19 protein-coding genes and 1 pseudogene are annotated in these 21,234 nt (G+C 65.8%); 8 read left to right on the top strand and 12 right to left on the bottom strand.

The window, feature by feature from the left end:
- Positions 1–96: 96 nt before the first annotated feature.
- Entirely contained in the window at positions 97–1,575 is a 1,479-nt protein-coding gene (locus AWC16_RS21160) for an HNH endonuclease signature motif containing protein (protein ID WP_085266682.1), read from the top strand.
- Here AWC16_RS21160 and acnA read toward each other — a convergent pair.
- From acnA to AWC16_RS21145, 3 genes are all read right to left on the bottom strand, one after another.
- Positions 1,572–4,379 carry an aconitate hydratase gene (gene acnA / locus AWC16_RS21155; RefSeq protein WP_085266681.1) on the bottom strand — a complete coding sequence of 936 codons (2,808 nt, stop codon included), beginning with the start codon at positions 4,377–4,379 and terminating at the stop codon, positions 1,572–1,574. The genes AWC16_RS21160 and acnA overlap by 4 nt on opposite strands.
- An 83-nt stretch (positions 4,380–4,462) precedes the next feature.
- Positions 4,463–5,122 (bottom strand): class I SAM-dependent methyltransferase, encoded by a 660-nt coding sequence (locus AWC16_RS21150; protein ID WP_085266680.1) that lies wholly within the window; start codon positions 5,120–5,122, stop codon positions 4,463–4,465.
- The gene (locus tag AWC16_RS21145) at positions 5,122–5,454 is read right to left on the bottom strand and encodes a DUF732 domain-containing protein (RefSeq protein ID WP_085266679.1); all 333 of its coding nucleotides are present in this window, start codon (positions 5,452–5,454) and stop codon (positions 5,122–5,124) included. Before AWC16_RS21145 ends, AWC16_RS21150 begins: the two co-directional genes overlap by 1 nt.
- 200 nt (positions 5,455–5,654) lie before the next feature.
- Between AWC16_RS21145 and AWC16_RS21140 the strand changes: the two genes are divergently transcribed.
- The gene (locus tag AWC16_RS21140; protein ID WP_207572377.1) at positions 5,655–6,290 is read left to right on the top strand and encodes a VldE C-terminal domain-containing protein; all 636 of its coding nucleotides are present in this window, start codon (positions 5,655–5,657) and stop codon (positions 6,288–6,290) included.
- Entirely contained in the window at positions 6,287–7,069 is a 783-nt protein-coding gene (locus tag AWC16_RS21135; RefSeq protein WP_085266677.1) for an enoyl-CoA hydratase/isomerase family protein, read from the top strand. The genes AWC16_RS21140 and AWC16_RS21135 overlap by 4 nt, the downstream gene beginning before the upstream one ends.
- A 6-nt stretch (positions 7,070–7,075) precedes the next feature.
- On the opposite strand, the gene AWC16_RS21130 is transcribed toward AWC16_RS21135, so the two are convergent.
- From AWC16_RS21130 to AWC16_RS25750, 3 genes are all read right to left on the bottom strand, one after another.
- Positions 7,076–7,930, bottom strand: a complete 855-nt coding sequence (locus AWC16_RS21130) for an SDR family oxidoreductase (RefSeq protein ID WP_207572376.1) — start codon at positions 7,928–7,930, stop codon at positions 7,076–7,078.
- Positions 7,931–8,036: 106 nt separating this feature from the next.
- Positions 8,037–8,399, bottom strand: a complete 363-nt coding sequence (locus tag AWC16_RS25755; protein ID WP_337339982.1) for an NAD-dependent epimerase/dehydratase family protein — start codon at positions 8,397–8,399, stop codon at positions 8,037–8,039.
- A 67-nt stretch (positions 8,400–8,466) separates the two neighbouring features.
- On the bottom strand, positions 8,467–9,027 hold the full coding sequence (locus tag AWC16_RS25750) for an SDR family oxidoreductase (protein ID WP_337339981.1): 561 nt from the start codon (positions 9,025–9,027) through the stop codon (positions 8,467–8,469).
- Positions 9,028–9,060: 33 nt separating this feature from the next.
- Here AWC16_RS25750 and arr point away from each other — a divergent pair, with 33 nt between their 5' ends.
- Positions 9,061–9,489: an NAD(+)--rifampin ADP-ribosyltransferase gene (gene arr, locus AWC16_RS21120; protein ID WP_085266675.1), complete on the top strand. Its 429-nt coding sequence runs from the start codon at positions 9,061–9,063 to the stop codon at positions 9,487–9,489.
- A gap of 12 nt (positions 9,490–9,501) precedes the next feature.
- On the opposite strand, the gene AWC16_RS21115 is transcribed toward arr, so the two are convergent.
- The gene (locus AWC16_RS21115) at positions 9,502–10,470 is read right to left on the bottom strand and encodes an acyl-ACP desaturase (RefSeq protein ID WP_085266674.1); all 969 of its coding nucleotides are present in this window, start codon (positions 10,468–10,470) and stop codon (positions 9,502–9,504) included.
- 115 nt (positions 10,471–10,585) lie between these two features.
- Here AWC16_RS21115 and AWC16_RS21110 point away from each other — a divergent pair, with 115 nt between their 5' ends.
- Positions 10,586–11,143 (top strand): NADPH-dependent FMN reductase, encoded by a 558-nt coding sequence (locus AWC16_RS21110; protein ID WP_085266673.1) that lies wholly within the window; start codon positions 10,586–10,588, stop codon positions 11,141–11,143.
- A 369-nt stretch (positions 11,144–11,512) separates the two neighbouring features.
- Here the strand turns inward: AWC16_RS21110 and AWC16_RS21105 are convergent, their stop codons facing one another.
- Complete coding sequence (locus AWC16_RS21105) at positions 11,513–14,599, bottom strand: MMPL/RND family transporter (protein WP_409370662.1); 3,087 nt, start codon at positions 14,597–14,599, stop codon at positions 11,513–11,515.
- A gap of 110 nt (positions 14,600–14,709) precedes the next feature.
- Positions 14,710–15,144, bottom strand: a complete 435-nt coding sequence (locus tag AWC16_RS21100; RefSeq protein ID WP_085266672.1) for a DUF6188 family protein — start codon at positions 15,142–15,144, stop codon at positions 14,710–14,712.
- A gap of 215 nt (positions 15,145–15,359) precedes the next feature.
- Here AWC16_RS21100 and AWC16_RS21095 point away from each other — a divergent pair, with 215 nt between their 5' ends.
- From AWC16_RS21095 to AWC16_RS25395, 3 genes and pseudogenes are all read left to right on the top strand, one after another.
- Positions 15,360–16,103 (top strand): TetR/AcrR family transcriptional regulator, encoded by a 744-nt coding sequence (locus AWC16_RS21095; protein ID WP_085266671.1) that lies wholly within the window; start codon positions 15,360–15,362, stop codon positions 16,101–16,103.
- A gap of 76 nt (positions 16,104–16,179) precedes the next feature.
- Positions 16,180–16,358, top strand: a pseudogene (locus tag AWC16_RS21090) (IS256 family transposase); the annotation flags it as partial.
- Between the two features lie 357 nt (positions 16,359–16,715).
- Positions 16,716–16,973 carry a hypothetical protein gene (locus AWC16_RS25395; protein WP_234812371.1) on the top strand — a complete coding sequence of 86 codons (258 nt, stop codon included), beginning with the start codon at positions 16,716–16,718 and terminating at the stop codon, positions 16,971–16,973.
- A 232-nt stretch (positions 16,974–17,205) separates the two neighbouring features.
- On the opposite strand, the gene AWC16_RS21080 is transcribed toward AWC16_RS25395, so the two are convergent.
- The 3 genes from AWC16_RS21080 to AWC16_RS21070 all read right to left on the bottom strand — a co-directional run bounded on the left by AWC16_RS21080 (position 17,206) and on the right by AWC16_RS21070 (position 21,040).
- Entirely contained in the window at positions 17,206–18,231 is a 1,026-nt protein-coding gene (locus AWC16_RS21080; RefSeq protein WP_085266670.1) for a TniB family NTP-binding protein, read from the bottom strand.
- Positions 18,219–20,177, bottom strand: a complete 1,959-nt coding sequence (locus AWC16_RS21075; protein WP_085266683.1) for a Mu transposase C-terminal domain-containing protein — start codon at positions 20,175–20,177, stop codon at positions 18,219–18,221. The genes AWC16_RS21080 and AWC16_RS21075 overlap by 13 nt, the downstream gene beginning before the upstream one ends.
- A 122-nt stretch (positions 20,178–20,299) precedes the next feature.
- Positions 20,300–21,040, bottom strand: coding sequence for a TnsA-like heteromeric transposase endonuclease subunit (locus AWC16_RS21070; RefSeq protein WP_065289836.1), 741 nt, complete (start codon positions 21,038–21,040; stop codon positions 20,300–20,302).
- Between the last annotated feature and the right edge of the window lie 194 nt (positions 21,041–21,234).

Below are 21,234 nucleotides of genomic sequence, written 5' to 3'. Positions count from 1 at the left end.
TGGACCATGACCCACTCAACCTCCTCACGGCCGCGTTGTGAATAACGCGGCCCTGTCAGAAAGTTTGAGTCAGTGGATTCTGCTACAATCGAAAGTATGTTCGAAAAGGAGTTGCCGGCCCTGGAGGTGCTCAGCCGCATCGACGAGTCGGGGCTGGTCGACGCCATGCGCGAGGCCGCCCGGTTGCAGGCGGCGTGGCTGGCGCGGGTGTTCGCGGCGGGGGCGGAGTTGTATCACCGTCGGTTGGCCGAGCAGGACATCGCGAGGCGGGAGATCTGGGCGATCGACGGCTGGGAGGCGGTGGCTGCGGAGATCGCTGCCGCTCAGGGCATCAGTCGTGGGCGGGCGGCTGGGCAGTTGCGTATCGGTCTGGCGGTGGCCGAGCGGTTGCCGAAGCTCGGGGCGTTGTTCGCTGCCGGCGTGGTCGACTATCAGGTGGTCGCGGCGGTGGTGCATCGCACCGAGTTGATGCTCGATCCGGACGCCATTTCTCGAATGGACCGCTGGTTGGAACGCAATGCCGCCCGGTGGGGCACCTGGTCGCGGAGCCGCATCGTGGAAGCGGTGGACTACTGGGTGCAGGTTTTGGAGCCGGCGGCGGTGCGTGAGGCCCGCACTTTGGATCGATCCCGCCATATCGGGGTGGCGCCGTGTCATTCGGGGCTGGCTCAGCTCTTCGGCGACGTCCGCGCCCCTGATGCGTTGGCTTTCGATCAGCGGCTCAGCGAGTTGGCCGCCACCGTGTGTCCCGATGATCCGCGCACCAAGGAGGAGCGCCGGGCGGATGCTCTGATGGCGCTGACGGCGGGTGCGGCCACCATGGTGTGCGAATGCGGGTCGTCGGAGTGCCCGGTCGGCACCGACGATGCCCCGGTGGGTGCGGTGATGATTCACGTGCTGGCCGAGCAGGCCGCCATCGAAGGGCGTTCGCAGGCCCCGGGATACGTTCCCGGATTCGGTGGCCTGTCGGCGGAGGCGGTGCGCAAGATCGCCAAGTCGGCCAAGCTGCGCACCGTTCGCCATCCGGGCCAGGGGCCAGCGGAGCCGGGCTACCGCCCGTCGGCGGCGCTGGCTGACTTCATCCGGTGCCGCGATGTCACGTGTCGGTTTCCCGGTTGCGGGCGCCCTGCGGAGTTCGCCGACATCGACCACACCGTCCCGTGGCCGCTCGGACCGACGCACCCGAGCAATCTCAAGCTGCTGTGCCGGCTGCATCATCTTCTGAAGACCTTCTGGGTCGGGCCCAATGGGTGGCGGGATCGGCAGGAACCCGACGGGACCGTCATCTGGACCGCGCCCACCGGGCACACCTATGTCACCACGCCCAACGGTGCCCTGTACTTCCCGCAATTGGCCGTCCCGACCGGGGAGCTGAACCTGCCCGAGTGGCAGCCGACCGGCAGCCGCGGACTGATGATGCCCACCCGCAGGCGTACCAGGGCTCAGGACCGGGCATACCGGATCTGGCTGGAGCGCAACCACAATGAGGAACGCATCGCAGCGGCAGCCGCCGAGGCCGCGGCCGCCGAAGAAGCCAGACGAATCGCGGCCGCCAAGGACCCGCCGCCCTTCTAGAGCAGCTGCCGCAGCACGTATTGCATGATGCCGCCGTGCCGGTAGTAGTCGGCCTCCCCGGGGGTGTCGATGCGCACCTTGGCATCGAACTCGATGTCATCGGCTTTCACATGCACGGTGTCCGGGATGCTGTCGGCCAGCGCGGTTACGCCGGTGATGTCGAAGGTCTCCTCACCGGTCAAGCCCAGTGAGTCGGCGTCGGCACCGTCGGGGAACTGCAACGGGAGCACTCCCATGCCGATCAGGTTGGAGCGGTGGATGCGCTCGTAGGACACCGCCAACACCGCGCGTACCCCGAGCAGCACCGTGCCTTTGGCGGCCCAGTCGCGTGAGGAACCGGATCCGTATTCCTTGCCGGCCAGAATCACCAACGGAATTTCGGCGGCAAGGTAATTCACCGATGCCTCGTAGATGGTGCTGACCGGAGCTTCCCCGTCTTGAGACGCCTGCGTGAAGTCGCGGGTGAAGCCGCCCTCGGTGCCCGGCGCCAATTGGTTGCGCAGCCGGACGTTGGCGAACGTGCCGCGGATCATCACCTCGTGGTTGCCACGCCGGGAGCCGTAGGAGTTGAAGTCCTTGCGCTCAATTCCGTGCTCCGACAGGTATTTTCCAGCGGGCGAGTCGTACCGGATGGACCCGGCCGGGCTGATGTGGTCGGTGGTGACCGAGTCGCCGAGTTTGGCCAGTACCCGGGCCCCGGCGATGTCGGTGAGCGGCACCGGTTCGCGGGTCATGCCGTCGAAGTACGGCGGCTGGCGCACGTAGGTGGAGTCCGGCGCCCAGGCGAAGGTGTCACCCTCCGGCACCTGCAGCGCCCGCCAGCGCTCGTCGCCGGTGAAGACGTCGTTGTAGCTGGTGGTGAACATCTCGGCCTGCAGGTTGTCATCCACCACAGCGGCGATCTCCGCGGTGGTGGGCCAGATATCGCGCAGGTACACCGGTTCACCATCGCTGCCGGTGCCGAGCGGGTCCGTCAGCAAGTTGACGCGCAGCGTGCCGGCCAGCGCGTAGGCCACCACCAGCGGCGGAGAGGCCAGGAAGTTCATTTTGACCTCGGGATGGATGCGGCCCTCGAAGTTGCGGTTTCCCGACAGCACCGAGCACACGGTCAGGTCGTTGTCGACGACGGCCTTGCTGACCTCCGGGATCAGCGGGCCCGAGTTGCCGATGCAGGTGGTGCAGCCGTAGCCGACCAGGTTGAAGCCCAGCTTGTCCAGATACGGGGTCAGGCCGGCCCGCTCGTAGTAGTCGGTGACCACCCGCGACCCCGGCGCCAGGGTGGTCTTCACCCAGGGCTTGCGGGTCAGGCCCTTGTCGACGGCGTTGCGCGCCAGCAGCGCCGCGCCGACCATCACCGAGGGGTTGGAGGTGTTGGTGCAGGAGGTGATGGCGGCGATCACCACGTCGCCGTTGCTGACTTCGGTACGGGTGCCGTCGGCGAGTTCCACGGCGACCGTCTCGTTCGGCCACGGCAGCTTGTCACCGCCTTGCCACGGCTCCCGCGGTCTGCCTTCGGCCTGGGCATGGCCGAACGCGATCGGGTCGCTGGCCGGAAAGGAGGCCGCGGATGCCTTGTCCAGGTCCGACAGCGCCTGCGCCGTGGTCTCGGTGCCGTTCAGCAAAGCGGAGACCGTGTGTGGCGCCACCCGCAGCGGGATGCGGTCCTGCGGGCGTTTGGGCCCGGCGATCGAGGGCTCGACGCTGCCCAGGTCCAGTTCCAGGATCTGCGAGTACACCGGTTCGTGATCGGGCTCGTGCCACATGCCCTGCTCTTTGGCGTAGGCCTCGACCAGCTTGATCTGATGCTCGGTCCGCCCGGTCAGGCGCAGGTAGTCGCACGTGACGCCGTCGATCGGGAAGATGGCGCAGGTGGCCCCGTATTCCGGGCTCATGTTGCCGATCGTGGCCCTGTTGGCCAGCGGCACGTTGGCCACCCCGGGGCCGAAGAATTCGACGAACTTGCCGACCACTCCGGTGGCGCGAAGCAACTCGGCGACGGTCAGGACCAGGTCGGTGGCGGTGGTGCCGGGCTGCAGTTCACCGGTGAGTTTCAGGCCGACCACCGGTGGGATCAGCATGCTCATCGGCTGGCCGAGCATGGCCGCTTCGGCTTCGATCCCGCCGACACCCCAGCCCAGTACCCCGAGGCCGTTGACCATCGGGGTGTGCGAGTCGGTGCCGACGAGGGTGTCGGGGTAGGCCAGCAGTCCGTCGGCGCCTTCCCGGGTGAACACCACCCGCGCCAGGTATTCGAGGTTGACCTGGTGGCAGATGCCGGTGTCGGGCGGCACCACCGAGAAGTCGTCGAACGCCTGCTGTCCCCAGCGCAGCAGCTGGTAGCGCTCGGCGTTGCGTTCCATCTCCAGTTCAGCGTTGATCGCGAACGCGTCAGCGCGGCCGAAGACATCGGCGATCACGGAGTGGTCGATCACCAACTCGGTCGGGCACAGCGGGTTGATTCGGGTCGTCTGCCCGCCCAGGTCGGCGATCGCGTCGCGCATCGCGACCAGGTCGACGACGCATGGCACCCCGGTGAAGTCCTGCATCAGCACCCGCGCCGGGGTATAGGCGATCTCCCGGCCGTGCTCAGCCGCTGGATCCCAGGCGGCCATCGCGCTGATCTGCTCGGCGGTCACCAGGCGGCCGTCCTCGTTGCGCAGCAGGTTCTCCAACAAAACCTTGAGGCTGTAGGGCAGCCGAGCCGCGCCGTCGATCTGATCGAGCCGCCGGATCTGATAGCTGATGTCGTCGACGGCCAGCCGGCCCTGGGTTCCGAAGCTGTCGAGGTTGCTGTCTACGGCCATCGGGGGCCCCTCTCACCGGTCGGATCGGGATACCAACGACGATAGTCGCTAAAACCGGGGTGGCTAGGGCAGATTCGGGACCGTTACTTGTGGACGGCGAAATGTGTTATTGCGCCAGAACATTCGAGTTCGTCGATTGTCAGTCCCGCCTCGGTGAACCACCGCCGGGCGTCGTTCAGGGTGCCGCCGGGACCGAAGGTGCCGCTGGTTCGCATCAACACCATGTAGGCATCGGCGCGGCGCACCTGGCCGCGGGTGGCGAAGTCTCCGACCAGCCGGCCGCCGGGTTTGAGGCACCGAGCGATCTCGCGTATCGCGGCAGCCGGGTCTGGCAGACAGTGCAAGCCGTTGAAACACACGCACAGGTCGAACTCGTCGTCGGGAAACGGAATCTGCTCGATGCTCGCCTCGACGAACTCAACGGTGTCGTGCTGGTCGGGGCGCAGCCGTCGGCGCGCGTGATCGAGCATGCCCGCCGAGATGTCCATCGCCACGTAGCGCACTCGCTGGCCGGGTGTCAGCTGGGCGATGGTGATGCCGCCGCCGCAGGGCACATCCAGCACGGCCGAGCCTTCAGGCAGTTCGGCGACGACACGCATGGCCCGGTAGATCCGATCGACGTCGGTGCCGAAGAGTATACGTCCGAAAACTCGGGCTGCGCCGCGCTGTTCGATGGCGCGGGCGTAGGAGGCTCCGACTGTCCTGGCGAACAGCTTGTTCTGCCAGAGCTGGCTGACGTTCATCAGCCGTGCTGTGCGGCCCGCTCCAGCACCGGCCGCTTGTCCGGGCAGTAGGTGTTGATCGATGCGCCGAGGAACTGCCAGACCTGCGCCTGGTTGGTTCCCTTCTGCAGGTTGGGGGTGAGGAACCGGACCGACTTGGCCGCGTCGCCGTCAACACCCTTGTCCAACCGCTCACAGGTGATCTTGCCCAGCCACGCGTTGTAGTCACGCGGGCCGTAGATGCCGTAGGTGTGCAGTTCACGGGCGAAATCGGTGTCGGGATCGGCGTGAGCGGGGGCTGCCAGGGCCACGGCCAAGCCCATCACTACCGCTGCAAGGGTGGTCGACTTCATGAGATGCAGTGTAGACCCATCTGCTTAGGTGAGCTTCCTTTGCCGCCGCGGGGGGTCGCCCTCGCGGGCTGGTTCACCTGCGGGAATGGCGAGAAATGGAGGGCCAGTAGCCCATTCGAGTGTGACGCGCCCGACATAAGGAATTTATGAGGTTTATAAAATTGTGACTATTAGCCGAATTTCTCGTATTGTGTCTTTCCGTGGGCCGACACGAGTTAGCCAGCAAGCGCCAAAGGTCATCGGTATTGATGGCCGCAGTCATCGCACCGGCAGCAGTGTTCTTTGCTGTGGGCGGCAGCACGAATTCGGCGGCCGTGAAAGAGCCCGCTCCGGTGGTTGCTGAGGACGATTCACCGGGCGGTTTGCAGCTGGTCGCGGCACCCGCCGATTACCTGCGGCAGGGCACCCCCGCGGGCATTGCGGCGGCATCGCGAATGCGGATGGTCTCCCGCTTCCTGCCGGCCGGCGTCGCCCCGGAAAACGGCCTGCAAGTCAGGACGATCCAGGCCGCCCGCAGCATCAGCGACTCCTTCCCGCAGATCCACCAGATCGGTGGCGTGCGTGCCGACGCGCTGCGCTGGCATCCCAACGGGCTGGCCCTCGATGTGATGATCCCCAACCCGACCAGCGCCGAGGGCATTGCGCTCGGCGACTCGATCGTGGCGTACGTGATGGAGAACGCCGGCCGGTTCGGCTTGCAGGACGCCATCTGGCGCGGCGTCTACTACACACCCGGCGGCGGGGCGCAACGCGGCGGCTATGGCCACTACGACCACGTCCACGTCACCACCACCGGTGGCGGATATCCCACCGGCAATGAGGTTTACCTGCGCTGACGACCGACCTGACGGTCAGCACCGCCGACGGCGTCGCGCTGCTCACGCTGAATCGGCCGCAAGCCCGTAACGCCTACACCGGCCAGATGGGTCAGCTGCTCAGCCAGGCCTACCTCGACTGCGACCAGGACGACGCGGTACGCGCGATCGTGCTGACCGGTGCCGGTGACGCTTTCTGCGCGGGAGCCGATCTCGCAGCACCGACCAGTCCTTTCGATGCGCCCGGAGCCGCGGACGAATTCACCGCCTCGCCGATCGCCCCGGCAGCCTTCGAGCTCAGCACACCGGTGATCGCCGCGGTCAATGGTCACGCGATCGGGATCGGACTGACGATCGCCTTGCAGGCCGATATCCGGATCATGGCTGCTGATGCGAAATACGCTGTGCCACAAGTCCGCCGAGGCGTCGTTCCGGACTGTATGTCGCATTGGACGCTGCCCCGGCTGGCGGGGACCGCGGTGGCCGCCGACGTCCTGCTGACCGGCCGCACGTTCGACGGGCACGAGGCCGCCCAGATGGGCATCGCCACCCGATGCCTGCCCGCCGCTGAGGTCCTCGACCACGCGCTGTCCATCGCCCGTGACATTGCCGTCAACGTGGCGCCCACGTCAGCGGCGCTGACCAAGCGGCTGCTGTGGGACACCGTGATCAACGGCTACACCCCCCGGCAGGTGGCCGACCTGGAAACCCAACTCCATCACCGGGTGATGGGAAGCCCTGACGCGCGCGAGGGCGTCGAGGCGTTTCTCCAGCGGCGCGCACCGCGCTGGAGCAGCTGACCCGACTCAGGGTGTCGTGGCGCCACCGCCCAACGGCCTGTCGACGAAGAAGTCCATCAGCGGCTCGGGGCCACCGCCGTAGGGGGAGAAGTCCGTCACGCCGGCCTCGGCCAGCACGTCGGCGTCGATGTAGCACTGCCCGTTCGCATCCGCCGCCGGGCGGCGCAGAATCTCCACGGCGGCGTCGGCCATGATCTGCGGGCTGCGCGCCTTCTCCAACAGCTGTCCGCCGTCGGGGGAGTTGGCCACCGCGGACGTGGCGATGTAGGTCTCCGGCCACAGGCAGTTGCACGCGATTCCAGCGTCGGCGTATTCCGCGGCCCAGCCCAGCGTCAGCAACGTCATGCCGTATTTGGACAGCGTGTAGGACGGATGCACGCCCAGCCAGTACGGGTTCATGTTGATCGGGGGAGCGATCGTCAGCACGTGCGGCGTCGCGGACCGCCGCAGGTGCGGCAGGCACGCCTTGGTCAGCAGAAACGTCCCGCGCACGTTGATGTCCTGCATGAGGTCGAACTTCTTGGCGGACAACTGCTCGGTGGGCTCGGCGGCAATCGAGCTGGCATTGTTCACGCAGACGTCGACGCCGCCGAATCTCTCCACCGCGGCGTCGACGGCCCGCTGCACGTCTTCTTCGGAGCGCACGTCGCCGACGACAGCGAGCGCTTTGCCGCCGGCTTCCTCGATCTCGGCGGCCGCGGTGTCCACCGTGCCGGGCAGACGCGGATGCGGCTCGGCGGTCTTGGCCAACAGCACCACGTTGGCGCCCAGTCGTGCCGCGCCCAGCCCGATCGCCAATCCGATACCACGACTTCCGCCGGACACCACCACGGTCCGACCGGAGAACTCAGTGCGCGCCACCCGCTGCCCCTCGTCATCGATGCTCTGCGATTACGGACGATCCGAGCGAATACGCACGCCCCCGCGCCCGGGCGCAAGCGTGACAGTTTTGCAAGGAATTGTAAAGCTAGCCGGAGCTCGCCACCATCGCCCGGTAGCCTTCCCGCACGCTCGGGTAGGCCGGCGCCCAGTCGGTGACCTCGCGAAAGCGTGCGTTGCTGACGCGAAGGGATCTGGTCATCGATGTGGTCCGGTCACCGAGTAGTTCCGCTAGGCGGCCCGGCCCGGTGATCCACGGGCGGGTGCCGACGGCCGCGGCTATCGCTTGGGTGTGCTGCGTCTTGGTGACGGGGTCGTCATCCACGACGTTGTAGGTGCCTGCCGGGCATGTGAGGGCGGCGACCACCGCGCTGGCGGCGTCGGTGAGGTAGATCGATGACTGGTAAGTGTCGTGGCGGCCGGCCTGGAACACCACGTGGCGACGGGCCATGTCCATGATCTGTTCACTGTGGGCCGCGCCCGGCCCGTAGAACAGGCCGAATCGCAGAATGACTGCATCACCGCCGGTTTCGGCGAAACGTTGCGCGCTGGCTTCGGCAGCGTGGTTGCCCGAGGCGAAAAGGGTAGTGGTCGACGGCGCAGTCCTCGTCGAGCCAGCGGTCGCCGCCGTCGCGGTAGATCATCGCCACCGATTCCTGCACCACTCTGGGAACCGCTGCGGCACGCGCTGCCTCGACGACCGTCGCCGAACCCTCGGTGCGTATCCGATGGCACTCAGTCCACGCTGACTTGAACATGAACCGCTGCGGGGAGGGGAGCGCGGAGGCCAAGTTCACCACTGCGTCATGGCCGCCGAAGGCGTGGCTGAGTGCGTCACGATCGAATAGGGACACCTGAATCGGATTGGCTCCCTGGCTGATCAAGACCGAGGCTTTCGCATCACCGCGCGCCATCGCGGTGACTTCATGCCCGGCGGCGATCAAAGCCGGCACCGCATAGCTGCCGATCGCACTGGTACCGCCAGTGACGAACACGCGCACCGTTGATACCTCCCTCACTTCCACTGTATGGCCAACAGGGGGGCTTGCGGCAAGGCCCCTTCCGTGCGGCACAATCATCCGGCCGCGTACTGACGACGGACGGGGGATGTTGTGGCAAGTACGCCAAAACCTTTCGAAACACATGAATCGGGCGCGCTCCTTCATGGCACCAAGGCCGATTTGTCCATCGGGGACCTGCTGGTGCCGGGACGCCCGTCCAACTACGAGGCGGGACGCATCTCGAACCACGTGTATGTGACGCGAACATTGGACGCCGCAACGTGGGGAGCCGAGATGGCCCCAGGCGAAGGCCGGGGCCGCATCTACATCGTGGAGCCGGAGGGTGTGATCGAAGACGATCCGAATGTGACGGACAAGAAGCTCCCCGGGAACCCGACCTGTTCCTACCGCACCCGCCAGCCGGTGAGAGTGGTTGGCGAGATCACCGATTGGGTGGGGCATTCACCCGAACAGCTCCAAACGATGCGGGACACCTTGGCCGACCTCCGACGCCGGGGCCTCGCCGTCATCTACGACTAGGTCCGAATCCGGCTAGCCGGCTTTCGACGCCCTGTTGCGCTCTTCCCGGGCCAAACGGCGATCGCGTTGCTCCTCGAACCTGATGACTTGGTGCTCAAGGCTTTCGAGGTAGGTTGCGAGCTGTTCACGGCGCTGTTCGCCGCGCGAAGTGAAATCGTCGCGGTCGAATATCCGCCACTTGCGCAGGGTCGGTTTCACGACCTCATCCATATGCAACCGCGGGTCGTAGATCCCGTGTTTGGCCATCAACACGCTGTTACGGCGAAAGTTCGGCATGCCCAGACCGGGCATCCGAAAGTTCTCGACGACGTCGGCAACGGCCTCCAAGGCTTGGTCGGGCACCAGATCCAATGCCGCACTGCACATATTCCGGTAGAAGACCATGTGCAGGTTCTCGTCGGCGGCGATACGTTGCAACATCCGGTCCGCCACCGGGTCGTCGCACACCTTGCCGGTATTGCGGTGACTGACCCGGGTTGCCAGCTCCTGGAACGTCGCATACGCGACGGACAACAGGAAATCGGGCCGGTGCTTGGCCTCCTCGTCGGCGGTCGGTCCGAACCCGTTGGTCACATGCTGCATGCGCGCCTGCTCCAGCGCGATCGGATCGACACCGCGGGTGACGACGAGGTAGTCGCGGATCACGATGCCGTGGCGGTTCTCCTCGGCGGTCCACCTGCCCACCCAGGCTTCCCAGGCACCGTCGAGGGACAACTGCTCCACAGCCCAACGGTGATAGGACGGCAGGTTGTCCTCGGTGAGCAGATTGGTGACCATCGCCGCCTTCGCGACGTCACTGAGCTGCGACTGTTCCGGTGACCAGTCGACACCGCCCGTCCGTGCGAAATTCCGGCCACGCTCCCACGGCACATAGTCGTGGGGATTCCATTCGGTGACCGCCGCCTCATGCCGATTCACGTTGGCCGCAGCAACCGGCTCCAACTCGGAGCGGATCTCCCGATCGGTCAACGGCCTCGACATCGCATCCCCTCATGGCGCCCGGGGAATGTCCCTAGCCACGGCAGCTTACCCTGTCTGGCCCCTTCAAGACGTGGTAGGCGGAGGGATTCTGTCACGTGAGGATAGGCTACAAACAATGACCCAAGAAACATCCACCGTGCGACTTCTGATCCTCTTGGGCAGCTTGCGATCCGGATCGCTCAATCGCCAACTGGCCCAGACCGCCATCGCCCACGCGCCTGCGCGAGTCGCGCCGATTCTCTTCGACCGCCTGAACGAGGTGCCGCACTACAACGAAGACATTGATGTCCCTCCGGGCGACGCCGCGGTCCAAGCACTTCGTGCCGAAGTGGATAACTGCGACGCCTTGTTGGTGGTCACGCCCGAGTACAACGGCGGCCTGCCCGGCGTGCTCAAGAACGCGATCGACTGGCTGTCGCGCCCCTATGGCAGCAGCGCGCTGAAAGGTAAACCCACGGCAGTTATCGGATCCTCCCTGGGCAGGCACGGCGGGGCATGGGCGCACGCCGATGCGCGCAAGTCACTGGCGATCGCCGGCGCACGGGTGCTCGACGGTATCGAACTCTCGATTCCCGCCAAGAGCCTCAACGGACTGCGGCCAGACGAGTCGCCCGAAGTCATCGAGTCGCTGCGGGCAGTCTGGTCGCAGCTAGTTCTGTCCGTTGTCATTTGATCTGAGGCACCCATGGCCGCTTGACCTGCGGCGCCTCAGATCAAGTGACAACCGGCAACGGATGGTTTGCCATTTAATCTGGGGTAAGTCGACTTTCGTGGCAGCAAGGGAGCTTGGTGGGGTCTCAGTTGTCTCTGGAGAGGGGTCGCCTGTGGGGCAGGCGCGGGAGGATTCGGAACGCGCCTGGTCCAGCGCGCGGCCGGGGTTTGTCAGCCATCAGCGGACACTGCTTGGTTCCGGCTGGGGCCCGAAGCGGCCGCCAGAAACCCCGGCCCGCGCTCGCGCCGTCGACACAGTCCACGTCAGCCTCGCTCACCGGTTCCCGGAACGCCCTGACCATGCCTGGCCAGTCCACCAGTGGATGTACGATCAGCAACTCAGTGCGGCCCGCCGGCCGCGATGGCGGTGCCGCACGTTGGGCCACCAGCTGGCTTCGCGCAGCAGTGTGGCGATGGCGGGGACGGTGAGGGTGCGCACCAGGAAGGTGTCGAGGAGTAGTCCGCAGCCGATGATGAGTCCGGCCTGGATCATGATGGCTATCGAGCCGGTGGTGAGGCCGAACATGCTGGCGGCGAAGATCAGGCCGGCTGAGGTGATGACGGAGCCGGTGTTGGCGACGGTGCGTAGTACGCCGACGCGGGTATTGGGTCCGGATTCTTCGCGCAGCCGTGAGACGAGCAGCATGTTGTAGTCGGCGCCGACTGCTACCAGGATGATGAACGCCAACAGGGGTACCGGCCAGGCGATTTCGTATCCGAGGCCCCATTGGAATATCAGAACGCCGATGCCTAGTGAGGCCAAGTAGTTCAACACGACGGTGCCCAGCAGGTACAACGGGGCCACTATGGCGCGCAGCAACATCACCAGGATGAGCCCGACAATGAGCAGGGTGGCGATGGCCAGTTGGGCGAAGTCAGCCCGCAGCAATCGCTGGATGTCGGAGTTGACGGCGGGGAACCCGGCAACCGAGACGGTGGCGTCGGCCAGTGAGGTGTTGGGGCGCGCCGCGTTGGCAACGTCGACGATCTTGTGTGCCAGGCGGATTGCTGCGCCACTGTAGGGGTCGGGGGTCGATTCGATGGCAAAGCGTGCGGTTTTGCCGTCGGCTGACAGGAATTGTTTCGCTACATCGGCGAATCGGCGGTTCTCAAAGACATTGGCGGGCAGGTAGAAGCCGCTGGCGGAGTCCGAGGAGGCGCTGGCGCGAGCGGAGTTCTGCAGTTGGGTGGCGATCTGGTTCATCCCGGACAGCAGTTCGATGTTGCTGTCGACCAGCGTGTGCACGCCGGTCGCCAGTGCTTGGGCGCCCGCGGCGAGTTGGCTGATGCCGTCTTGGAGTCGACTGATGTTGCCGGCCAGGTCGGCGGGATCACCGAGGGCTCCGAAGGCCTTGTCCAAGGCGGTGACCGCGGTTTGGACATTGGCGAGGGTGCCGGCCACGGTGGCATTAGTGTCGGGGTTGTAGTGGTCGCCGAGGTCGGCGACCTCGGTGAAGAATCCGCTGTCGCGCAAGCTCACCAGAATCTGAACTTGATCGCGGATTTGGGCGCACTGCGGTGTGGTGGCGCACCACGGGGAGGTGTTGAGGGCGCCGACGAGGGGGTTGAGGATGGCGATGGCGTTTTGGGCTTGTTCGGCCAGGGGCCGCAGCCCGGGGCCGGATTGGATGGCTTTGTCGACGGCCGGGGCGGTGGCTGAAAGCTGTTGCAGCAAAGGCTGGAACCGCTGAACCTGAGTGCCGGCGGACTGAGCTTGAGCCAGTATCCCGGTCAGTGGTGTCAAAGCGCTGCGCAGGGTGGTGTCAAGCTGAGCGAGCCCGCCGGCGAGTTGGTCGGCGCCGTCGGTGAGCCTGGCGAGATCGTCCTTGCGTTCGTTGCCGTCGGCGACGGCGCCAGCCAACTTGTCGCCGATCTGGCCGTTCTGCCACGAGAGTTGGGCCTGCTCGAGGCGCTCTCCGGTGGGCCGGGTGACCCCGGAAACTTTTTTGACGCCGGGAGTCTGGGAGATGCGGGAGGCCATTTCGTCGAGGTCGGCCAGCCCCTTACCGGTGCGCATGTCGGTGGGGCTTTCCACGACCAGGAATTCGGGGATGACGATATCTTTGCCGAAGTGGCGGTCCAGCAGCTGGTAGCCCTGGTTGCTGGCGGTGCTGGTGGGCTGGCCTTTGCGGTCGTCGTAGCTGATTTTCATCGTCGCCGCGACTCCTGCCAGGGCCAGCAGGATGACCAGGCTGGTGATCAGCAACCGGCCGGGGCGCCGGACCACCGCGACGGCGACGCTGTTCCAGTACCGGCGGGTGCGATCGGATTTGGGTTCGCCGATACGGCGTTTGGCGGCCAGCGCCAGCACCGGCGGCAGCAGCGTGACCGTGGCTGCGAATCCGACGAGCACCGCGACCGCGCACGCCGGGCCGAGCGCGGCGAACACACTCAGGCGGGCGAAGACCATCGCCAAAAACGCGAACGCGACGGTGGCCGCCGAGGCCAGGATCACCCGGCCGATGCTGGCTGTAGCGTGGATAACGGCCTGATCGGCGGGCACTTGCGCGCGGCGCTGCTCGTGATAGCGGCTGATCAAAAACACCGTGTAATCGGTGCCCGCGCCCAGCAGGATCGCGGTCATAAACGCCACGGTGAACTGCGAGACAGGCATGCCCATCTCGCCCAGTGCGGACAGCGCACCGCGCCCGACGGCCAGGCTCACCCCGATCACCAGCAGCGGCAGCAGCGCGGTGAACACCGACCGGTACACGATCAGCAGGATCAGCGCGATCAGACCTGCAGTCGCGATCGAAATCAGCAGCAGGTCGTGCTCGGCAGAAGCGATCATGTCACTGAACGTCGCCGGTGGCCCGGTCACATACGCCGTGGTCGACGTGCCGGCGAGCACCCCAGCGGCGATGCCACGCACCGCCTGCACGGAGGCGGCCGCGGTGGGATCACCCAGCGTGCCGGCCACGCCCACCGGCAGATACCAAGCCTGGTGGTCGTGGCTGACCGCGTGGGCCGCGGTGACCGGGTCGGCCAGCAGGTCTTCAACCAGCAAGACGTGATCGGTGTCGGCGCGCAGCCGCGCCACCAGCTGGTCGTAGTGCTGCCGCGCCGCGGGGGTCAACCCGGCGGGGTCTTCCATCGCGACGAACACCATCGTTTTGGAACCCTGTTCGCCGAACGCCGCGCTCATGCGGTCCACCGTTTGAAACGACGGCACATCGCGCGGGAGCAGGTTCACCGACTGCTGCCGCACCACCGTCTCCAACTGGGGAAACAACAGCGCCAGCACCACCGCAACGCCGACCCATGCCCCCATCACCAGCGCCTTGTGCCGCACCGTGAACCCAGCCAGCGCCGCCAACCGCGCGCTGTACTCGCTGGAATCGGCCGTAGGGGTCGAACGACCATTGCGCTTCAGCAGTGTCGCCGTGGTACCCGAGAAGTCCCGATCGCCGTCGGCCACCACACCTCCATCAAACGAAACTATCGATATCGCTACGCTACTCGCAGTACCACATCGTCGATACATGCGCTATTCAGCGGCGCACGCGCGACGCAGCGCGGAATAGACCATTAACGACGTGCGGCGAGATCTACCTCGGCGTCGTCGGCCTCGGGGATGTCATAGCGGACCACCCGGACCCGCCCATGCGGCAGGCACGCCATGTAGCCGTGGTGCCTGCCGTACAACTCCCAGGCGGTGACCTGCGGGTGGGCGTCAACATCGATGCGGTGTCCGCTGGAAAAGCCAAGGTGCAGCCCACCACCATCGCCGCACCATGCCTGCGTGCACACCGCGCCGGCGAGATCCAGCAGTGGGCGCTCATGAGTCGCGACCCGGCCGGGATCGATGAACACTGCCTCGACCGGAAAGTCACCGACGGCGGGCAGCGTAAGCCGCAGCGGGCGGTAAATGACCACCTCATTGCGGTCATCGAAGTCCAACACCAGCCCATCACGCAGCGACACGCGTTGCACAACGCACGCTTGGATCCATTGGGGGTACATGGCGCCTCCGTCGACACATCCTCGGGTGATGCACAAATAGTACTACTAGTAGCGCTCCGCTACTAGTGGTAGCGCTAACTGCGAGCCACCGAGGCCGAACGGACACTACGGCGCTCCCACTACGAACCGTTTCGCTGCGCTACCGTTAGTGCCATAACCGTCGGCCTAAGCGCGCAACGCCGGCCGAAAACGCGGAAGCAGCGAGGTGAGCGAGGGTGAGCAGCCGGCTGGAGTTCGGCCACGACGACGGCAATGACGATGACGACATCGACCCCCGCCGGATCCGATCCCGCAATCGCCTACTGGACGCAGCGGCCGCACTGCTCACCAGCGGCGGCATTGAGGCCGTCACCATCGATGCGGTCACCAAAGCCTCCAAGGTGGCTCGCACCACCCTCTACCGCCATTTCAACAACTCGTCGCAGTTGCTCGCAGCGACCTTCGAGCGGCTGCTACCTCAAGTCACCCCGCCCGCACCGGCCAGTGGAACGCTGCGCGAACGGCTCATCGAACTGCTCACCCGCCAGGCCGCCTTATTCGCCGACGCTCCGCTGCACGTCACCGCGCTGGCCTGGCTCGCCCTGGGCCCCACCGCAACCACCGATCACGCCAGCGGTGAGCACGCCCCCAGGGCGCTACGCGCACGAGTCATTGACCAATACCGACAACCTTTCGACGCCATCCTGCAAAGCGCCGAAGCCCGCGCCGAACTCGGCGACGTCGACGTCGAACTCGTACTGTGCCAACTCATCGGGCCATTCGCCTTCGCGCGAATGACCGGCCTGCGCACCATGGCTGCCCACGACTGCACACGCATCGTCGACGACTTCCTCGCCGCCCACCGTCACAACGACAGCGAACCCGCAACCACACCGGCCGGCGATATTTTCACCGCAGGTCAGGCAGCAAATAGTGCCTCAGGTCAAACGAGAACGGACACCCGCGCTGGCCGTGGCTGACGTGCGGGGACTGTCGCGGTAACGGTGTAAGTGGCCTGACGGACCCCGGTGTGTCGGGGGCGGAAAGGTCGCCAGAATGACCGAGGCTGTCGTGGCTGTGGAGCCATCGCAGAACAGTGAAGAACAGGCCGCTACCGCCGCGATCGAAGCCCCCAAAATCGTGAGGTCGACGAGCTGGAAGTCGCCCGCGAACTGGTGCGCCAGGCCCGAGATGCCGGGGTGGCACTCACCGGCCCGGACGGGTTACTCAACGCTGCGGGCTTGTTCCCTGCCTTGGGAACCGGGCCTGCTAATGCGTGGGGCACTGAGTTGCTGATCGTCGATCCAGTGTTCGATGGGCTGGTTCTGGTCACGGTGTTGGGGAAATTGGCGGCCAACGCTGGCGTAGACCGCATCGACGGCGTGGGCTCGGGCCGGTGTTGCTACCGCGGTGTTCCAAATCTGGCGACGAGCATCCGCCAAGATTCCGGCCAACGCGATCAAATCGGGGTACGTAGCGATGTAGGCGTCGATGTCGGCGTTCGCGGGCGACAGTGTGAACCGGCTTGTCCAGCCCGACCACCGGCGGTGGATCCGAGTGGCGTCCCTAACCGCGAAGTCCAGCATGTCGTTGTGACGGTGATACAGGCGCGCATGGCGCTGAGCGGCGGCGATCACGGCAGGCGCGCAGCGCAAATCGCGTTGATCGTCGAGGGTGTGGGTGCCCGGACCGATCCAGCGACGGTGCCGGTGGCAGACGGTGGCGTGGTCGGGGAACCAGCAGTAGACGGGCTCGTAGACACCGCGGCGTGTCATGCACAGCCGGCACGCGGGTCGGGCGTGGCGGCGTTGTCGGGTGGTGTCGCGGTCGCGGCCGACCAACCCTATTAGCCGGGTCTGCAGAGTGACCAATGGGTGGTTGCTGACGTTTGCCAGCCAGTCCGGCCGGGGACAACAAATCGCTGGACCGTCGGCCAGGTAGCGGCGCAGCTGTCTGGGGTCTAGGTGGTTGGCGTGCGCGAGGCGATCAAGGTAGGACTGGACCGTCTCGGCGTGAAACGGTGTGACAGTTCGGGGCAATCGCATGGCAGGGCCCCGAGGCCATGTCGGTCGGGTAGCTATCTCAGCTGGCATGACGCTGTGCCGATGTTTGGGCCGCGTAGTCGATTAGCACCGTGTCCATCAGATCTTTGGTAACACTCTCGGTTTCATCGAGCATGCTACGGATAGCCGCCGAACGGATCAGGTGCGCCAGGCTTCCGATCATGCCGCCGGTGCGTTGGTGCAGGTACTTGGCCTCGGCGACAAGCGTTCCCGCGGTGTGACCGTGCAGGCGTAGGGTGCCTTCCATCGCGGCCACCAGCGACTTCCATTCACCGGCGAAAGGAAACGGGCCGGTGTTGATCACACCGCATCGGCCGGCGAGCTGTCGTCCGCGGGTGCCGGTGAAGACACCGGAGCGTTCGACGTCGATGCCGGCGTAGATGAAGGTGGCGGGCAGGTGTTCGGTGAAGTACTTCAGGTGATCGGAAAGTTCCTCGCCGGCGCGGGTATCGAGGTTGAGGTTGTGGATCTCGTCGACGATCACGATGTCGGTGCGGGTGTCGATGAGGACCTGACAGACGGCGTCGGCGATGTCAGTGACATTCACCCGCGGTTGCATCGGCGGAAGGCCCAGAAATCGTGCGAACTCCATCGCGAGTTTGCGTGGCGAGCCTTTCGGCGGTGCGGTCACATACACCACCGGGATCCGGGACTTGTCGGCGAATCGTGTCCGGATACGCAGTTCGTGAAACCGGCCGAGTTGTTTGACCGCGGTAGTCTTCCCGGTTGCGGCTGCCCCGGAAATGATCAGCCCGCGCCGGGCGCCGATCTCGCGTTGGTTGAGCAGGGTCAGCAGCCGACCCTCGTTGGTGATGCGCTGGATCGCCGATGTGGTGACCACGACCAGTTCACTGTGATGCGCTACCCGGGCTTCGTTGTAATTGGTCCGCTCGGTCTCCGACAGGGCGCTCCACTGCGCATCGGGCAACAGGGTGCACTCGGGCGGATCCGCATCAACGAAACGGCGCCAACCCTCCAGCGTGGTAGTGGGTTGGCGCCGGTCCTCGAGTTGACTCACCGGGGCAAACGTGTTCACAACCGCCACGACTCAGCCTCCTTGCGTGCATCGAACACCGGAAGTGGAATGACCTGCGCTATCTCGGTGTCCTCGGCGTCCTCATCACCGCCTGGCGGCGGGTCCGCCTCGGCGAAGGGTTCGGCGGCGTCCGGGCGGGGCCACGCCGGCGCCGCGGTCGCTCGCGTTCGACCCGCCACCCGGCGATCCTTCGATTCCTGTGCGGAGGATGCGGGGCCTTGCGCGGCCCGGTCAAGCAGTTCATCGGCCGCGCGGGCGATCTCGGATTCGGTCGCCTGATCGCACCCGCGTTGGGCCAGCACGGTGCGCGCGTGCTGCCATACCGATTCGCCGAACGGCGCCGGGCGGGTGCGCAAATGCGTCCAGGTCACGGCCAGCCAGCCCTCGTCGTGATGGTTGCGCACCCAGATCCGCGACACGTCGTAGGGGTCGTAGTGCACTTCCCACCGGCCCTTCTTGGATTCCACCCCCGAGTGCTGGCGGCGGTAGGGGTTGAGCGCCTTGGCGTCGTAGGTGCGGTTGTTGACCCGAATCCCGTAGGAATTGATGCGCCGCCAGCACGGCGGCAGCAACTCGATGTAATCGTCGGCCGACAGCGGGACCGGAACATAGCCGGTGACTTCAACCAATGCGGCGTACTTCTCGTTCGGCGTCAGCGCCTTGCCCGGCGTGACGGGGTCACGCAGCCCGTCGTGGGGCCGGTTCTGCCACACCGCGACGATCCACTCGTCCAGCAGTGCCTGCAGCTCCACGATCGACCACACCGCATCCTGTTCGGCGTTCTTGCCGCGCCGCTCGACGCTGGAGCCGACATATCCGGCGACATGCTGGGCGAACAAGGTGGCCACCGACTGCAGCGTCCGCTCGATCTTGGGTTTGTCGGTCGGCGTATCCGGATGGGCGGGCTGCAGGTTGATCCCCAGCGTGCAACACGCTTGCCGAAACGTTTGCGACAGATATGCCTTCCCGTGGTCGCACACGACGGTCTCCGGGGCGATCACCGGCCGGGCGGCCGCATCAGCCAACCGCTGATCCACGCCGGTCAAACAGCGATGCGGCAGCACCGATCGCGACATTCGCAGCGCATCCGACCACCCCGGCCGCATCGACTCCGGCGTCAACGCCCGGGCCAGCAGCAACGCCGCGTCGACCCCTTTGGTCGTGGGCCGCAACACCGCGGCCGGAATCGAGCGGGTCGCGTCGTCAACCATGCCGGTCAGCTCGACCCGGTCCACCGTGCCGTCATCGAGGACCACCCGCACATCCAGTGGAGTCGAATCAATCTCGACCATCTCACCGGGCCGTGCCACCGTCAGCACACCGAACGGGCCATCTGGCTGTTTGGCCAGCGAACGGCGGGTGCGTGCCGAGCCGAACGTGTGCCGGCCCGCCGACAACCTCTTCACCAGGCGATAGAAAGTGCGCTGCGAGGGCAGCGCCGGAGCGTCCTGCGCGCCGTATTGAGCCACCAACGATTTTGTCACTCGCCGCTGCAAGCGACTCACCGTCCCGGTCGACAGGTCGGTCTCCTCATCGATGGCTTGCCGCAGCGCGTCCACCAGCCGCTCGTCAACCCGGCCAAACACTGGCCGGCGGGGAATGTGACGACGATCGACAACGCCCAACAGGCCGTCTCGTTCGTAGGCATAGCGTTGCCGCTGCAACGTGTTCAAGCTGATCTCGTGGCCGGCCGACTGCAGCTCGGCGAGCTTCGCCAGCTCGCGCTGCCGCAGCGAACACGACGCCGGATCGAACTCGGGTCGCGGCCGCCTCCCTGCCTCGGCGTCAACCCGCCGACCCGTCAACACCTCGATCAAGTGCCGCTCCCACCAGCGGGCACGCTCAGCTGCAGCCTCCGGCACACCGGCCAAGGCTTCCTCAGAGCACAGCGCGGGCCGCGACCCCGACACCAACTCCAACGTCGGGTCACCCAGCAGCCGAGACAGGGGTACCACCGACTGCCCGCCGACCGCATCAGTCAGCCTGGCCGCGCCACCGGAAAGTGTGGCAATCGTGAACACTCCATCGGATAAACGGATTTCATCGCCTTCACGGATGACGCCTGAACGCATACCCGTCATCGCGACAAAGCAGGGCCGACGATCGAATCCTCGGCCAAGACGGCCCCGCAAAGGTCCACGCCCAGCTGTCCATGCCACAACAGGTGGAACAGCACCGGCAGCACCATGATCGCTTCGCCGACCGATCTCACACCGGCCATCAGTGGTCGCGCCGCGTCGAAGGCCGCTTGCAACGCCGCGGCGACCGCCGGGCGGTAAACCCGTGGATGTCGATACCCGGACAGCCACCGCAGGTTCGCCGTCACCACCGGATCTGCCTCGCCGACACGCCGATAGGTCCATCCGAGCGAACGGCACGCCTGATCCGATCGATCGAATAACTCAGCATCAGCTTCCGATATTCGGTTATCGCTGCGCACGTCGAGAACCCTCGCGGATCCGTCGGACAAACGTACGAAGTAGTCTGGCACGTGGTGCCTGCCATCACCCCAATGCAGTCGGAACGGCTGCGAAGCAACGCCAATGACCGCGGGATCGGCATCCAACGCCATCAAATGGTCGCGCTCCACCCATGACTCATAGCCGATGTGCTCACGAGTCTTCGAAAACCACCACAGCCCTGGATAATTGCTCTGTCCACGAAACGACGGGAATCCGCGGATAGGTGAGCAGTCCAAATCAAAGGCCACCGCGGCGCACTCGGCTAGCGGCAAGCGCGTGTAACCTCCGGTGGAGTTGAGTTCAAGCTCAACTCCACCGCTGACCCGGGGCCACAGCGCTGCCGGCGACGTGCGCACCAAACAACGGTACCGGCCGTGCCTCAAATAGATTGACAAAGACACGCCGATACCCCAGATGCGGCGGCAATACCCAACGTCGGATGTCAACGGACAAGTTCGCTACTCCGAGAACTGATTTCGCGTAGATCGCTTAACCCGCGCGTCACTACCATTTCGTCACTGTGACGTATTGACAAGCAGGGGCGGGAGGG

It is taken from the genome of Mycolicibacter longobardus (assembly GCF_002102265.1).
GTDB lineage: Bacteria > Actinomycetota > Actinomycetes > Mycobacteriales > Mycobacteriaceae > Mycobacterium > Mycobacterium longobardum.
This window is presented reverse-complemented; position numbering and strand designations above follow the sequence as displayed.

Coding starts and splice junctions, on each gene's coding strand:
- AWC16_RS21145 (WP_085266679.1), bottom strand. CDS start 5,454: ATGAAGTCGACCACCCTTGCAGCGGTAGTGATGGGCTTGGCCGTGGCC.
- AWC16_RS25755 (WP_337339982.1), bottom strand. CDS start 8,399: ATGGCCCGTCGCCACGTGGTGTTCCAGGCCGGCCGCCACGACACTTAC.
- AWC16_RS25750 (WP_337339981.1), bottom strand. CDS start 9,027: ATGATTGTGCCGCACGGAAGGGGCCTTGCCGCAAGCCCCCCTGTTGGC.
- AWC16_RS21100 (WP_085266672.1), bottom strand. CDS start 15,144: ATGTACCCCCAATGGATCCAAGCGTGCGTTGTGCAACGCGTGTCGCTG.
- AWC16_RS21150 (WP_085266680.1), bottom strand. CDS start 5,122: ATGAACGTCAGCCAGCTCTGGCAGAACAAGCTGTTCGCCAGGACAGTC.
- acnA (WP_085266681.1), bottom strand. CDS start 4,379: ATGGCCGTAGACAGCAACCTCGACAGCTTCGGAACCCAGGGCCGGCTG.
- AWC16_RS21110 (WP_085266673.1), top strand. CDS start 10,586: ATGACCCAAGAAACATCCACCGTGCGACTTCTGATCCTCTTGGGCAGC.
- AWC16_RS21160 (WP_085266682.1), top strand. CDS start 97: ATGTTCGAAAAGGAGTTGCCGGCCCTGGAGGTGCTCAGCCGCATCGAC.
- AWC16_RS21115 (WP_085266674.1), bottom strand. CDS start 10,470: ATGTCGAGGCCGTTGACCGATCGGGAGATCCGCTCCGAGTTGGAGCCG.